This window comes from Pseudomonas fluorescens, assembly GCF_001648775.1.
Taxonomy (GTDB): Bacteria; Pseudomonadota; Gammaproteobacteria; order Pseudomonadales; family Pseudomonadaceae; genus Aquipseudomonas; species Aquipseudomonas fluorescens_M.
The window spans coordinates 640,702-654,690 of record NZ_LVEJ01000010.1 but is presented as its reverse complement, the minus strand read 5'-3'; the positions used below and the strand labels follow the sequence as shown (position 1 = coordinate 654,690).

Genomic DNA, 13,989 nt, shown 5'->3' with positions numbered 1-13,989 from the left:
CGCTGCACCTCCTCTCGATGCATTTGGCTGCGCCAAACGGTCGCTACGCTCCCACGCCCGGATAAATCCCTCCACTCAGCCTTCCGATGGGGCCGGCACGGCAAGATCAAGAGCTGCAGCCGAGCTTGCGCTCATCCTGTTGAGTGGGGGGGAGCAGGGGCGGGGCGAGTATGGGGGCTGTTTTAAGTTTTGAGTGCGGCTCGGTATTTCATGTCTGCGTAGCTTTGCCAATCACCTCGGTCAGTTCCCTCTCCCTCCGGGAGAGGGTTAGGGTGAGGGGCTTTTGATCTGTCCGGAATTTGAGTTCGCCTCGGTATTTCACGTCGGCGTAGCTTTGCCATTCACCTCGGTCAGTTCCTTCTCCCTCCGGGAGAGGGTTAGGGTGAGGGGCTTTTGATCTGTCCGGAATTTGAGTTCGCCTTGGTATTTCACGTCGGCGCAGCTTTCCCATTCACCGCGGTCAGTTCCTTCTCCCTCCGGGAGAGGGCCAGGGTGAGGGGCCTGTGATCTGTTCGGAATTTGAGTGCGACTCGGTATTTCACGTCGGCGCAGCTTTCCCATTCACCTCGGTCAGTTCCCTCTCCCTCTGGGAGAGGGCTAGGGTGAGGGGCCTTTGATCTTTCCGGAATATGAGTTCGCCTCGGTATTTCACGTCGACGCAGCTTTCCCATTCACCTCGGTCAGTTCCTTCTCCCTCCGGGAGAGGGCCAGGGTGAGGGGCCTTTGATCTGTCCGGAATTTGAATTCGCTTCGGTATTTCACGTCGGCGCAGCTTTCCCATTCACCTCGGTCAGTTCCTTCTCCCTCCGGGAGAGGGTTAGGGTGAGGGGCCTGTGATCTGTTCGGAATTTGAGTGCGATTCGGTATTTCACGTCGGCGTAGCTTTCCCATTCACCTCGGTCAGTTCCTTCTCCCTCCGGGAGAGGGCTAGGGTGAGGGGCTTTTGATCTGGGCTATGCAGCCGGTTGTTGTAAGATGCGGCATCTTCAATCCTGCGAGCAACGAAAATGGATTCTCACTCGATTTTGACGTTCACCCTGGTCGCGGCGATTGCCATTGCCAGTCCTGGGCCTGCGACGCTGATGGCGATCAATAACAGTCTCGCTCATGGCCAGCGCAGTACGATTTGGTCGTCGCTGGGCAATGCCAGCGGTTTGTTCTGTCTGTCGGCTGCGGCGATGTTGGGGTTGGGGGCGTTGTTGGCCAGTTCCGAGATGTTGTTTAACGCGGTGAAGGTGATCGGTGCCGGTTATCTGTTTTATCTCGGTGTGAAGCAGTTGTTCAAGAAGGGGCCCATGCTGGCGCAGGGGATTGAGGGCGAGGCGGGCAAGGTACGGCCGACGCGTGGGAAGTTGTACAAGTCGGCGTTTTTGACGGCGGTGACTAATCCCAAGGCGACGATGTTTTTCACCGCGCTGTTCCCGCAGTTCATCGATCAGGGCGCGGCGTTGCTGCCACAGTTTTTGATGTTGACGGCGATTTTCATGGCGTTGTCGGTGTCGTCGCTGAGTGTTTATGCCGCGCTGGCCTCGCGGGCCAAAGGCGTGCTGACCCGGCCGGCGCTGTCGCGTTGGGTCAGTCGCGTGGTAGGCACTACGTTCATTGGCTTTGGTGCTGCGATTCTGACCATGCGCCGCCAGACGGCGTAAGCGTTAAGGGTCTGTTCAGACCCACTTGAACTGCGCCGGGAATCGCGCCACGAAGCAGGTGCCGGCGTCGAGGCTTGAGCTGACGGTCAAACTGCCGTTGTGCGCCGTGGCAATCTGCGAGGCGATGTACAGGCCCAAGCCCAGGCCCTCACAGCGTTGCCCGGCTTCGGAGCGGGAAAACGGTTCGAACAGCAGCGGCATCAACTGCGCGGGAATCGGCGTGCCCTGGTTGGTCAGCGAGATCACGATCTCATCGTTCTCGGCATACGCTTTGAGGAGGATCGGCGCGCGAGTTGAACCGTGAGTCACGGCATTGCCGAGCAGGTTCGAGAGCAACTGACTGATGCGCAACGCATCGCAATAGACGCCCGCCGGCACGTTCAGCTCATCGATGAAAATTGCTTGCGGGTGCGAGGCTTTAACCTCAGCGAGCGTCAATTGCAGGGTCTGCTGCAAGTCATCGACCAGTTTGCGCTGCACCGGAATCCCGCCGCCGAGGCGTCCACGGGCGAAGTCGAGGATGTTTTCAATCAGCACGCCCATGCGCACCGAGCTGTTGCGGATGGCTGAAATCAGATTCAGCGAACGTTTTTCTTCGGTTTTGCTTGCCAGCAGGTCGGCGCTCATGCGAATGGCGCTCAGTGGCGTGCGCAGGTCATGGCCGAGTACGGCGATGAATTGCTCGCGCAGACGGCCGAGTTCATTGGCGTTGCTCAGCTCGACCTGGGTCGCCTCAAGATGGGCCTGCGTGTCGAGGCTCATCGCGATCAGTTGGGCGAAGAGGGTCAGCGTCTTGGCGATGGCCGGCTCGTCGAGGTTCGCCGGGACGGAGTCAATCGCGCACAGCGTGCCGAAGAAGTCCCCGTTGGCCTTGATGATGGGAATGGAGATGTAACTCTCCAGGCCATAGGTTTTTGGCGTGTGGTGCAGGGAAAAGATCGGGTGCGCGCTGGCGTGGCCGAAAATCACCGGCTGCTGATGTTGGCGGATCTCATGACAAATGGTCGATTCGAGCACCAGTTCTCCGCCCGGTTTCAGGCCGAAGTCGATGGAGTCATCGACCGCGCAGGCCACCCAGTTTCTGTCCGTGACCCGCGCCACCGCCGCGAAACGCATGCCCGTCAGGTGTTTGACCATGCTCAGAATGACCGGCACCGCGTCAATGCTGCGGATGGCTTCGATGTCGGGGGCAAATACTGGGTTGGTCATGGGGCGATGCTTCGTGAAGAGTTTGCCAAGAGACTATCTGGTATTGCTGCTGATGACTAATGAGGTTGGCCAGAAAGCACAAGGGCGCCACGGATGACCGGGGCGCCCTGTTTTCGTGGCGTGGTTGAGCGTCAGCGATTCAGAACTTGTACTTGGCCGTCAGCATGTAGCTGCGCGGATTGCCGTAGTTGTCGTTGGAACCCCACGTGACGTTGGAGCCGATGGCGGAGTAGTAGACGCGGTCAAAGATGTTGTTGGCGTTGACTTGCAGATCCAGGTGTTGGTTGACTTCGTAGCCGGCCATCAGGTCGGTGACCGCGTAGCCACCCTGTTCGAGGCGGTAGCTACCGTTATTGGCCAAGGCGACATCGTTGTACATGCGGCTCTGCCAATAGACGTTGCCACCCACGCGCAGGTGTTGCAGCGGACCCTGAAAGCGATACACGGTGGACACCTTGAACAGATGCTCTGGCGTGTCGGTTTCGAAACGCTGATTGTTGTTGGCCGGGTTTTCGTCCTTGATGTAGTGCGCGCGGGTGTAGGTGTAACCGGCGCCGACCTGCCAGTTCTCGGTCAGCGCGCCTTGCAGTTCCATATCGACGCCTTGGCTGCGCACCTTGCCCGATGATCCGTAGCAGGTCATGACCGGGCAACCGAACTGATCGTCCGCCAGGGTGGCGCGGCCGGTCTGGTCCATCTGAAACACCGCGAGGCTGGCGTTGAGCGCACCGTTGAAGTACTCGCCCTTGATGCCCACTTCGTAGTTTTCACCGACGATCGGGTCGAGCACTTTGCCGCCGAGGTCCTTTTGGGTCTGCGGGGTGAAGATGTCGGTGTAGCTGGCGTACACCGAGTGATGGTCGTCCAGCTTGTAGATCAGGCCGGCATAACGGGTGAGGTTACGGGTGACCTTGTAGTCGCCATCGCCGGATCGGTCGTCGTAATCGTACCAGTCGAGGCGGCCGCCGAGGATCAGTGTCAGCGGATCGGCCAGGCTCAGGCGCGTGGTCAGGTAAAAGGCGTCCTGGGTGGTGACGCTGCGGGTTTTGCCGTCACGCACGAAGTCAGGCTTGGGCGCGCCAATCGGCCAGGCGGTGGTGTACGGGTCGTATTCCTTGCTGGTCGCGTCATACACACGGTTGCTGGCGCCGACCACCAGTTCGTGGCTGCGGCCGAACGCTTCGAACGGCCCACTGGCAAAGGCGTCGAGCGAACGTTGCTTGTCGGTGTTATGCGATTGATAAGCGGTGGTTTCCAGCGGACCGGCGTAACGCGACAAGTAAGTCCCGGAGAACTCGCCGTCGAGGGTCGAGGACGAGCCGGCGACGTGCAGTTTCCAGTCGTTGTCGAAGCGGTGCTCGACTTCACCGAACACGGTGTCGATTTGCAGCTTGCGGTTTTCCCAGTCGGTGCCGGGATAGGTGGAGCGGGGCAGATCCAGGTGGTGGCCGTTGGTGCCGATCGGCAGGCCGCCCCAGAAATAGTTGGTCTGTTCGTTCTGCCGCGAGAAGCCGAGCGTCGCGGTGGTGCTGTCGCTGAGGTCGGCTTCACCAATGGCATAGAACAGACCATGGTCGTTTTCTTCCTTGTCGCGGAAGCTGTCGGCACCCTGATAGGAACTCACCACGCGACCGCGCAAGGTGCCGCTTTCATTCAGCGGGCTGGAGGCGTCGATTTCGCCACGGTAGTCATCCCAACTGCCGGCGGCGCCGGTGAGGGTCACGCGCTGATCAGCGGTCGGACGTTTGCGCACCAGGTTAATCGCCGCCGAAGGGTTGCCGGCACCAGTGACCAGACCGGTCGCACCACGGACGATTTCGACGCGGTCGAACATCGCCAGATTGGGTTGCACTGCCATCGAAAAAGGCGAGTACGAGCTCGGCAGGCCGTCGTACATGATGGTGTCGATGTCGAAACCGCGCGAACTGTAGGTCTGCCGCCCCGGGCCGCTGGCCTGACTGAGGAACAGTCCTGGCGTGCCTTTCACCACGTCGTTGATGCTGGTCATGTTCTGGTCGTCCATGCGCTGGCGGGTGATCACCGTCACCGCCTGCGGCGTTTCGCGCAGGGTCAGCGACAGCTTGGTCGCCGTGCGCATCGGGCCAGTGGTGTAGGACTGGGTATCTTCGGTGGTGCTGCTCATCTGTGTGGCGCCGATCTCAGTGGCGTCCAGTTCCAGCGTGGCGGGCGTTTCATCGGCCAGCGCCGGTGCAATGCTGGCCATGCAAATGGCGATTGCGAGCAGGTTAGGTGAGTGGTTGGAACGGCGGTGAATGGTGCGAAACGACATCAATCTGCTTCCCCAAATGATACGAAAACGAATCCAGTGCGAGTGCGTGTAGGAATTATTCGCATTAGTGTGTCAGATCATTCCGGGGGAAGAAAGGCGTACGGCTCAGTTAGTTAACGAATTTTTCACATTTGCGCGGGGGCTCTGCGTCGCGGGTTGGCGCAGCGTTGTGGTTTTTCGGGGGAGGGAATCAGGTGCAGCAGACCGATCACAAAGGTCTGTGACCGGCGCTGCGGGTGACGCTAGCTCAGCGGATGAATGCGAGGAAAAGGGCTATCAGTTCAAGTCGGCAGCGTCGTGCCGCTCGGGCACTTGAGTTGCCTCATCGCCCCACGTGCGATTGACGCGTTGCCCGCGAATGACCGCCGGGCGTTTGGCGATGTCCTCGGCCCAGCGCTGCACATGCGTGTACTCGTGGGCTGCAAGAAATTCGGCGGCTGAGTACACGTTGTTGCGCACCAGTTGCCCGTACCACGGCCAGACCGCGATATCGGCGATGGTGTAGCTGTCGCCGGCCAGATAAGCACTTTCGGCCAAACGCCGATCGAGCACATCCAGTTGTCGCTTGGCTTCCATGGTGAAGCGGTTGATCGGGTACTCCATCTTCTCCGGTGCATAAGCATAGAAATGCCCGAAACCGCCGCCCAGATATGGCGCCGCACCCATCTGCCAGAACAGCCAGTTCAAGGTTTCGGTACGGCCGGCCGGGTCTTTCGGCAGGAAGGCGCCGAATTTTTCCGCCAGATACAGCAGGATCGCACCGGACTCGAACACGCGGATTGGCGGCTCGACACTGCGATCCAGCAGCGCGGGGATTTTCGAGTTCGGGTTGATCTCGACAAAACCGCTGGAAAACTGATCGCCTTCGCCAATGCGGATCAGCCACGCATCGTACTCGGCGTCGCTGTGCCCCAGTGCCAGCAGCTCTTCGAGCAGGATGGTCACCTTCACGCCGTTGGGCGTGGCCAGCGAATACAGTTGCAGCGGATGTTTGCCAACCGGCAGTGTCTTGTCATGCGTCGGCCCGGCAATCGGCCGATTGATACTGGCGAACTGGCCGCCGGACGGCGCCTCGTTTTTCCAGACTTGGGGCGGTACGTAGGGCGCTTTGCTCATGTAAGGGGCCTCATCGTTGGCGAGTGGAAAAAATACCTGCTGAGAATAGACAGGACACCACAGAACCCGCTTTGTATTCCACAGCCCGATGAGTTGAAGGTGGTTTTCGCCATCCCTCCGTTGGCGTTCAACGCTGGCAGCCATCAGCTCGAGGGTGATTTCTTCAACGCTTGATCCGCCGTGTCATTGACCTTGTCAGCCTGCCGGATATCGCCACAGAAAATATCCACGTTGCCATCGGTGGCGGCGGTGCGCACCACAATCGAGTACTCGCCCGTCAACAACGTCGACAGGCTGACCGGGGCGCTGCGCGAGAAGGCCCAGCCACGCACCGGCTGACGTTCGGTGCTGACCTTGTCGTTCATTGCGTACGCCACCGGCCCGGGCTGCGCGCAGCTGCCTTGATAAACGAACGCGTACAAACGCAACGGCAGCGAGGCGCCGTTGGGCGCGCCGCTGATGAAGAAACTGAATCCGGTGTCCTTGCCCCAGTCGGCGAGCGTGACATTGCCGATTTGCCCACTGTTTTGCCGGGTGGCGGTCAACTGAACGTTGGTGCCGGGATTGGAAGACCCCGCACAGCCGAGCAGGCTGGCGGCCACGAGCATGGCGGTGAGTTTTACCGGTTTCATTGCTGGCCTCCTGAAAAGAAGAACTGCAACGAACCAGTTAAGCAGAACGATGGCGCTGCGTGCGAGTGCGCTCAGTGCCGCTTGGCAGTTTCAGGCTCAGCGCTGCGGCCATTGATCCTTGATTTCAAACCACGGCGCCTTCGACGTCACTTCGACATGCTGCTGTTTTTCACTGGTGAAGGTTGTGTCCAGCGTGCCCAGCGCCACCGAAATCCAGTCGCTGTGCTCACCTTGATGACGCGCCCAGAACAGCGACGAGCCGCAGTGCGTGCAGAACTGGCGCTGTACCGATTCGGATGATTGATACGACTTGATCTGGTCGGCGCCCTCCAACAGTTCCAGGTTCTGGCGCAGCACGCTGCCATAGCTGGCGAATGCCGCGCCGTGGCTTTTGCGGCACTGGCTGCAATGGCAGTGTGAAAGCGCTTTGGGCCGTGAGCGGATCTGGTATTTCACCGCTCCGCACAGGCAACTGCCCCGGAAGGTCTGAGGGGAGGGCGTCAGCATTGTTATTGCGGGTCCTTGTAAGTGATGGCTTGTTTCAAGGGCGCAGGTGACTGCGCCAGAAACCCGCTGATCAGGGAAATTACCTGTTGCTGAATCACTGCACGTGGACGACCGCCGTCGCCATCGGTGCAGATGATGCTGTCGCCCGGAACATCTTTATCGAGCATGGCTACCGCGCCAGGTTTGCAGATCGCCATGAAGGTGAAATGGCTGGCGTCGCTGATCTCGACCAAGCGTGATGAGGTTTTTGGCAGGCGTTTGGCGAGGTCGACGGATTCCAGTTGCGCGGGCAATTCTTTCGACGGTACGCCGGCAGCGATCACCAGGATCGGCACGGGGTAGGCCGCCAGACTGGCGTCGGTCATCCCGCGCGACAAGCCCAGGTCCAGTGAAACCACGGCAGTGATGCGCTTGTCGCGCCAATCGGCGGCGAGCTGAGTTTTCGCTTGCGCCGTGCTTGCTGTGTTCATCTGTTGGTACGCCGTGCAACTGGCCAGTTGCGGATGGACTTTGCAGTCGTCGGCAAAGCGCTCTGGGTCGAAGCGCGCACCGCCGCTTTCCAGCACCGTCCAGCCACCGAGAGAATGGCCGATAACGGCAATTCGATCCTTGGCCACCGTACCGAACTTATCCGGTTGCGCCGTCACCGCATCAATGGCACGACTGAGGTCGACGGGGCGTTGCCACAGTTGCGCCGCTGCTTGTGGGCTGCGATCGCGGCTGGTGGTGCCGGGGTGGTTGACGGCGGCGACGATGTAACCCTGATGGGCCAGCGCACTGGCCAGCCACGTCTGGTTGATCCAGCTGCCGCCATTGCCGTGGGAAAGCACCACCAATGGATGCTCGCCCTTGGCCGCTGGGGCGTCGAGCACCGCAGGCGCACCGACGAATACCGGGTTGTCGCCGAACAATTGCGGCGTCGCCTCCGTGGTCGCACTCGGGTACCAGACAACCATTTCCAGCGGACGCTCGTTGCGCGGATCGGCCAGTGTGGCGTATTGAAAACCGACGGGTTGGGCATCAGCGAATACATGGCTGCTCAAGCAGATCAGTAGCAGAACACCGAGAGACTTTTTCATTGTTGTTATCTTCCGTGACGGGCCGAATGGGCGAGGCGAACTTTGCCCGATTTCGCGCGCTTCAGCGAGCCTCAGTCTTAAACATTTTCCATCGGCCAGCGCGTCGCCAGATGCGCGCTCAGATAATCCAGGAAGGCTTTGACCTTCGGCGTCATCGCCGCGCGTTCCTGAACGCAGGCGTAGATGTCCATCGGCTGGACGACGCTGTGTTCAAACAGCGGCACCAATTGTCCGCTCGCCAGAAAAGGCGCGGCGACGAACTCCGCCAGGCGGGTGACCCCGGCGCCCTGGACCGCCATCTGCGCCAGCGCATCGATGTCATCACTGATGGCGGTGGCATTGATGTTGGCGTCGAAACGCTGGCCGTCGCGGACAAAACTCCAGCGCAGAAAACGCCCGTCCAGCGGGTAACGAAAGGCCAGGCAGGCATGGTTGTGTAAATCATCTGGCGATTGCGGCCACCCGGCGCGCTGCAGATAGGCCGGCGCGGCGCACATGATGAACGGCAGCGAAACGATCTTGCGCGCGACGATGCCGTCCTCCAGTTGCGGCTTGATCCGCAGGCTCAGATCGATACCGTCCTGGATGTGGTTGATCTTGCCGTTGGTGGTCGACAGTTCGATGAGCAGGCGCGGGTGCCGTGCGCCGAAACCGGCAATCAGTGATGCCAGCACATGGCGGCCGAACGCGGATGTCGAGGCAATGCTCAGCCGCCCCTGCAACTCGGTTTCATCGCTACTGATCGAGCTTTGTGCCGATTCCAGATCGGCGGCAATTTTCCGCACTTTCTCGTAGTACACCGCGCCGTTTTCGGTCAGCGCCATGCTGCGCGTGGTGCGTTGCAACAGACGCACGCCGAGGTGCGCTTCCAGCCGATTGAGCGTCTGGCTCACCGCTGCCGCGCTCACGCCCAAAGCCTTGGCGGCGCCGACAATCGAGCCGGCTTCGACCACTTTGATAAAACTGGCAATCGCCGCTAACAGATTCATCCATGTCCCGTTGAGGGTTGATTCGTAAGTTTTGCTTTATAAATTACCTGCGATTAAACGTCTAGTTGCGCCGGTGCGGCTTTGCTAACGTGCGGCCTCCCTGTCAATGGATGGAAAAGCCCTATGAATCAACCCACCAGCGCCGACGCCCTGAGCATCAGCCGCCGCAAGCTGTCGCCTCGTGCCACGCCGTATGTGTTTGCGTTGTACATGGCGACAATCATGGCGTTTCTGATGTCGTTGGTGATCACCGCCGCCAACTCGGGCATTGATAACGATTACCTGAGTAATGCCCTGCATGCCTACAAGCTGGCGATGCCCGTGGCGTTTTTGTGCATCCTGGTCGTGCGGCCAATCGTGGTGAAGCTGGTGGCGCTGACGGTGCACCCGCATCGTTGAGGATTATTCGCGCCAGTATTGCCCGACAGCGCCTTGCGCTCCCTGCACGGGATCGCTTTGCGGGAATGACAACTTCGCGATTTTTTCCAGTTGCTCGCGACTGGGGGCCTCGCGACAGATATCGGCGTGCGGGCCCGGAGGATAGGCACCGACCACCAGAAAGTCGTCGCTGCAACTCAGGTTGCAATGGCCGGTGCCGGCGGGCAGCAGCAACACATCACCGGCGCTGACCGGCACAACTTGTCCGTCGGGTCCGCCCAGCATCAATTGCGCATGGCCAGCCGCAACACCCAGCACTTCATGGCCTTCGGTGTGGTAGTGATGGAAGTCATAAACCCCATAGCGCCATTGCGGCGGCCAGCCGTTGGCGCGGAAGGTTTGTTCGAACAGGGCGGCGGGATCGCTGCCCTTGAGTTCAATCGCTTGCCGATAGATCAACACCGGCAGACGCGGGTTGTTCGGGACCCAGTCGTTGCGTTTCAGCTGCAGGGTTTGTACGGGCGTGGGCATGCTGTTCTCCTGTTCTGGCGTATTGACTGTTCCGGCGCCTTCGCGAGCAGGCCCGCTCCCACATTTAGACCTCGATCTCCTGTGGGAGCGAGCCTGCTCGCGAATGGCTTCGCCGCTTACTCAGCGGCTAAAGGGTGGACAGCCACAACGCGCACTTGCCTCAGAAAAACTCGTCGAGCAATCAATCGAAACTTCGCCAACCACCCAACTGTCCAGACCCTTACACCTTCCCGGCGGATGCTTTGCCGGGACAGCTCCATGCACCGGTGAAAGGCGAGGATCGAGATGACGATGACAGTGGGAGATTTTCTGGTTGAGCGGCTCAGCGAATGGGGCGTTACGCGGATTTTTGGTTATCCGGGTGACGGCATCAACGGCGTGTTCGGCGCGCTCAGCCGGGCCAAGGGCAAAATCGAATTCGTTCAGGCGCGGCATGAAGAAATGGCCGCGTTCATGGCCTCGGCGCATGCCAAGTTCACCGGCGAGTTGGGCGTCTGTATCGCCACCTCAGGCCCGGGCGCTTCGCACCTGATCACTGGCCTCTACGATGCGCGCATGGACCACATGCCGGTGCTGGCCATCGTTGGTCAGCAGGCACGCACGGCGCTGGGCAGTCACTACCAGCAAGAGCTCGATCTGGTGTCGATGTTCAAGGACGTCGCCGGGGCCTTTGTGCAGCAGGCTTCGGCGCCTTCGCAGGTGCGGCATTTGCTCGACCGCGCCGTGCGCACCGCAGTGGGTGAACGCCGGGTGACGGCGCTGATTTTGCCCAACGACTTGCAAGACCTGAAATACGAAGCGCCGGCGCGCGCCCATGGCACCGCGCATTCCGGGGTCGGTTACACGAAACCCAAAGTCGTGCCTTATGACGCCGATTTGCAGCGAGCCGCCGACGTGTTGAACGCGGGCGAGAAGGTCGCGATTCTGGTCGGCGCCGGGGCATTGCAGGCGACCGATCAAGTCATCGCGGTGGCTGAGAAGCTCGGCGCCGGCGTCGCCAAGGCGCTATTGGGCAAAGCCGCGCTGCCCGACGATCTGCCGTGGGTCACCGGCAGCATCGGCCTGCTCGGTACCGAACCGAGCTACAAACTGATGAGCGAATGCGACACCTTGCTGATGATCGGCTCGGGTTTCCCCTACGCAGAATTTCTGCCCAAGGAAGGTCAGGCGCGCGGCGTGCAAATCGATTTGCAGCCCGACATGCTGAGCCTGCGCTATCCGATGGAGGTCAATCTGGTCGGCGACTCGACAGAAACCCTCGCCGCGTTATTGCCCCTGCTCGAACAGAAAACCTCCGGCAAATGGCGCAAGAAAGTCGAAGGCTGGCGCGGCAGCTGGGAGAAAACCCTGGAAAAACGCGCCATGGCCAAGGCTGACCCGATCAACCCGCAAAGGGTGGTCTATGAGCTGTCGCCGCGCTTGCCCGATCAGGCCATCATCACCAGCGATTCCGGCTCGTGCGCCAACTGGTTCGCCCGTGACCTGAAAATCCGCCGTGGCATGCAATGCTCACTGTCCGGTGGTCTGGCTTCGATGGGCGCCGCGGTGCCCTACGCGATTGCAGCAAAATTCGCCCACCCCGAGCGGGCAGTCATCGCACTGGTGGGCGACGGTGCGATGCAGATGAACAACATGGCCGAGCTGATTACCGTCGCCAAGTACTGGCGGCAGTGGGCGAGCCCGAAATGGATCTGCGCGGTGTTCAACAACGAGGACCTCAATCAGGTCACGTGGGAGCAGCGGGTGATGGAGGGCGATCCGAAGTTCGAAGCCTCGCAAAGCATTCCCGATGTGCCTTACCACTTGTTCGCCATTTCCATCGGCCTGAAAGGCATTTTTGTCGATCGCGAAGAAGACGTCGCTGCCGCTTGGGAGCAGGCGCTGGCCTCGGAGGTGCCGGTGTTGATCGAATTCAAGACCGACCCCAATGTGCCGCCGTTGCCACCGCACATCAAACTTGAACAGGCGAAGAAATTCGCCACGACGCTGCTCAAGGGCGATCCGGATGAGGCCGGGGTGATCATGCAAACCGCCAAGCAAGTGCTCGGGGCGGTATTGCCCGGGAAGAAATAACCGGTTAACGCGGAGGTGTACTGTTGATTTTCATCGGGTGTGCCGGCTGGAGTTTAGGGCGCGAGCATTGGCCGGCATTTGCGGCTGAGGGTACGCACCTACAGCGCTACGCCACGCGCCTCGATTGCGTGGAAATCAACAGCTCGTTCTACCGCCCGCATCGTCGACAAACCTATGAGCGTTGGGCCGATGGCGTACCTGAGGCCTTTCGCTTTTCGGTGAAAATACCCAAACACATCACCCATGAATTGCGTTTGGCGGAATGCGAGTCCGCGCTGGACACATTCCTGGCTGAATGCGGCGGGTTGGGTGATCGGCTGGGCTGTTTACTCGTGCAATTGCCGCCATCGCTGGCGTTCGATGAAGCCATCGCCGGAGGCTTTTTCACGGCATTGCGCCAGCGTTTTACCGGCCCCGTGGTGCTTGAGCCAAGGCATGAATCGTGGGTCTGCGCCGAGCCGATGCTAATAACTCACCAGATCGTTCAAGCGGCGGTCAATCCCTCGCGCATCAGCAGTGATGCTTCGCCCAGTGGCTGGGCGGGAACGCGGTATTGGCGCCTGCACGGTTCACCGCGTATTTACCACAGCGCCTACGCTTCGGCGTATCTGCAAAACCTCGCACAAGCCCTGCATTCAGCGGCCGCGACCGGTGCTGCGACCTGGTGCATTTTCGACAACACCGCCAGCGGCGCAGCGCTGGGCAACGCCTTGGCGCTGACCGCGCTGACTTCAGGTTGAATCAGACCGACAAGTGCTCATACAGAATCGTCGCACCGACAATCATCAGCACCACGCCACCGACGATTTCCGCGCGCTTGCCAACCACTGCGCCGAGCACCCGGCCGAGCATCACGCCAATGGTCACCATGGTCATGGTCGCCAGACCGATCGCTGCTGCCGCCACCCAGATATTCACGTCGACAAACGCCAGGCCGACGCCAACGGCGAGCGCGTCGATGCTGGTGGCAAACGCGGTGACGGCGAGAATCAGGAAGGAGTGCGAGCCGGGTTTTTCTTCTTGCTCTTCTTCGTGTTTCAGGCCGTTGTAGATCATGTGCAGACCGAGAATCACCAGCAGGCTGAAGGCGATCCAGTGGTCCCATTCGGCCACCCAACGGGTCGCCGCCTGGCCGATCAGCCAGCCAATGATGGGCGTGATGGCTTCGATCACGCCGAAGATCAGGCCGGTGCGCAGGGCTTCGGTAAGACGCGGTTTGTGCAGGCTGGAGCCTTTGCCAATAGCGGCGGCGAACGCATCCGTGGACATGGCCAAAGCGAGGAAAATGAGGGAAACAGGATTCACGGCGGCACACTTCCAGTCGGGCTATGAGTCAACGACACAACCACACGCCCGACTTTAGGCATGGATGTGTCGTCGGTCTCACCAACCAAAAGGTGTTCGCACCACGGCATGTTGCCGAGAATGTTGATACGAACGCTTCCGAAAGGCTCGGAAACAGGCTACTCCCCAACGAGGCTGCGGATCTTATGCGGGCAAACATGAAAATTTCGTCAAAACCACGGCATCGGCAAT

The 13,989-nt window shown here is 60.3% G+C and carries 13 protein-coding genes and 1 riboswitch; of the genes, 4 read left to right on the top strand and 9 right to left on the bottom strand.

Annotation, left to right across the window (positions count from 1 at the left end; genetic code table 11):
- Window positions 1–1,007: 1,007 nt before the first annotated feature.
- Window positions 1,008–1,649: a LysE family translocator gene (locus tag A8O26_RS12960; protein ID WP_064118354.1), complete on the top strand. Its 642-nt coding sequence runs from the start codon at window positions 1,008–1,010 to the stop codon at window positions 1,647–1,649.
- 15 nt (window positions 1,650–1,664) lie between these two features.
- On the opposite strand, the gene A8O26_RS12955 is transcribed toward A8O26_RS12960, so the two are convergent.
- The 7 genes from A8O26_RS12955 to A8O26_RS12925 form a co-directional block, all read right to left on the bottom strand.
- Complete coding sequence (locus A8O26_RS12955) at window positions 1,665–2,858, bottom strand: GAF domain-containing sensor histidine kinase (RefSeq protein ID WP_064118353.1); 1,194 nt, start codon at window positions 2,856–2,858, stop codon at window positions 1,665–1,667.
- Between the two features lie 139 nt (window positions 2,859–2,997).
- Window positions 2,998–5,148, bottom strand: coding sequence for a TonB-dependent siderophore receptor (locus A8O26_RS12950; RefSeq protein ID WP_064118352.1), 2,151 nt, complete (start codon window positions 5,146–5,148; stop codon window positions 2,998–3,000).
- A 276-nt stretch (window positions 5,149–5,424) separates the two neighbouring features.
- Complete coding sequence (gene yghU, locus A8O26_RS12945) at window positions 5,425–6,264, bottom strand: glutathione-dependent disulfide-bond oxidoreductase (protein ID WP_064118351.1); 840 nt, start codon at window positions 6,262–6,264, stop codon at window positions 5,425–5,427.
- Window positions 6,265–6,407: 143 nt separating this feature from the next.
- Complete coding sequence (locus A8O26_RS12940) at window positions 6,408–6,896, bottom strand: hypothetical protein (RefSeq protein ID WP_064118350.1); 489 nt, start codon at window positions 6,894–6,896, stop codon at window positions 6,408–6,410.
- A gap of 96 nt (window positions 6,897–6,992) precedes the next feature.
- Window positions 6,993–7,403, bottom strand: a complete 411-nt coding sequence (locus A8O26_RS12935) for a GFA family protein (protein ID WP_064118349.1) — start codon at window positions 7,401–7,403, stop codon at window positions 6,993–6,995.
- A gap of 2 nt (window positions 7,404–7,405) precedes the next feature.
- A complete protein-coding gene (locus A8O26_RS12930; RefSeq protein WP_064118348.1) occupies window positions 7,406–8,482 on the bottom strand; it encodes an alpha/beta hydrolase family protein in 1,077 nt (358 codons plus the stop codon).
- Between the two features lie 77 nt (window positions 8,483–8,559).
- Window positions 8,560–9,471, bottom strand: coding sequence for a LysR family transcriptional regulator (locus A8O26_RS12925; protein ID WP_064118347.1), 912 nt, complete (start codon window positions 9,469–9,471; stop codon window positions 8,560–8,562).
- A gap of 123 nt (window positions 9,472–9,594) precedes the next feature.
- Between A8O26_RS12925 and A8O26_RS12920 the strand changes: the two genes are divergently transcribed.
- Complete coding sequence (locus A8O26_RS12920; protein ID WP_064118346.1) at window positions 9,595–9,870, top strand: DUF2798 domain-containing protein; 276 nt, start codon at window positions 9,595–9,597, stop codon at window positions 9,868–9,870.
- Between the two features lie 3 nt (window positions 9,871–9,873).
- Here the strand turns inward: A8O26_RS12920 and A8O26_RS12915 are convergent, their stop codons facing one another.
- Window positions 9,874–10,380 carry a hypothetical protein gene (locus A8O26_RS12915; RefSeq protein WP_064118345.1) on the bottom strand — a complete coding sequence of 169 codons (507 nt, stop codon included), beginning with the start codon at window positions 10,378–10,380 and terminating at the stop codon, window positions 9,874–9,876.
- A gap of 285 nt (window positions 10,381–10,665) precedes the next feature.
- Here A8O26_RS12915 and A8O26_RS12910 point away from each other — a divergent pair, with 285 nt between their 5' ends.
- Both A8O26_RS12910 and A8O26_RS12905 read left to right on the top strand, forming a co-directional pair.
- On the top strand, window positions 10,666–12,453 hold the full coding sequence (locus A8O26_RS12910) for a thiamine pyrophosphate-requiring protein (RefSeq protein ID WP_064118344.1): 1,788 nt from the start codon (window positions 10,666–10,668) through the stop codon (window positions 12,451–12,453).
- A 23-nt stretch (window positions 12,454–12,476) separates the two neighbouring features.
- On the top strand, window positions 12,477–13,193 hold the full coding sequence (locus A8O26_RS12905) for a DUF72 domain-containing protein (RefSeq protein WP_064118343.1): 717 nt from the start codon (window positions 12,477–12,479) through the stop codon (window positions 13,191–13,193).
- A 1-nt stretch (window position 13,194) separates the two neighbouring features.
- On the opposite strand, the gene mntP is transcribed toward A8O26_RS12905, so the two are convergent.
- Entirely contained in the window at window positions 13,195–13,758 is a 564-nt protein-coding gene (gene mntP / locus A8O26_RS12900) for a manganese efflux pump MntP (RefSeq protein WP_064118342.1), read from the bottom strand.
- Between the two features lie 8 nt (window positions 13,759–13,766).
- Window positions 13,767–13,938, bottom strand: a riboswitch (yybP-ykoY riboswitch).
- Window positions 13,939–13,989 lie beyond the last annotated feature (51 nt).

Bases quoted from the DNA above. Each gene is read 5' to 3' on its own strand.
- A8O26_RS12960 (WP_064118354.1), top strand. From the start codon at position 1,008: ATGGATTCTCACTCGATTTTGACGTTCACCCTGGTCGCGGCGATTGCC.
- A8O26_RS12955 (WP_064118353.1), bottom strand. From the start codon at position 2,858: ATGACCAACCCAGTATTTGCCCCCGACATCGAAGCCATCCGCAGCATT.
- A8O26_RS12950 (WP_064118352.1), bottom strand. From the start codon at position 5,148: ATGTCGTTTCGCACCATTCACCGCCGTTCCAACCACTCACCTAACCTG.
- yghU (WP_064118351.1), bottom strand. From the start codon at position 6,264: ATGAGCAAAGCGCCCTACGTACCGCCCCAAGTCTGGAAAAACGAGGCG.
- A8O26_RS12940 (WP_064118350.1), bottom strand. From the start codon at position 6,896: ATGAAACCGGTAAAACTCACCGCCATGCTCGTGGCCGCCAGCCTGCTC.
- A8O26_RS12935 (WP_064118349.1), bottom strand. From the start codon at position 7,403: ATGCTGACGCCCTCCCCTCAGACCTTCCGGGGCAGTTGCCTGTGCGGA.
- A8O26_RS12930 (WP_064118348.1), bottom strand. From the start codon at position 8,482: ATGAAAAAGTCTCTCGGTGTTCTGCTACTGATCTGCTTGAGCAGCCAT.
- A8O26_RS12925 (WP_064118347.1), bottom strand. From the start codon at position 9,471: ATGAATCTGTTAGCGGCGATTGCCAGTTTTATCAAAGTGGTCGAAGCC.
- A8O26_RS12920 (WP_064118346.1), top strand. From the start codon at position 9,595: ATGAATCAACCCACCAGCGCCGACGCCCTGAGCATCAGCCGCCGCAAG.
- A8O26_RS12915 (WP_064118345.1), bottom strand. From the start codon at position 10,380: ATGCCCACGCCCGTACAAACCCTGCAGCTGAAACGCAACGACTGGGTC.
- A8O26_RS12910 (WP_064118344.1), top strand. From the start codon at position 10,666: ATGACGATGACAGTGGGAGATTTTCTGGTTGAGCGGCTCAGCGAATGG.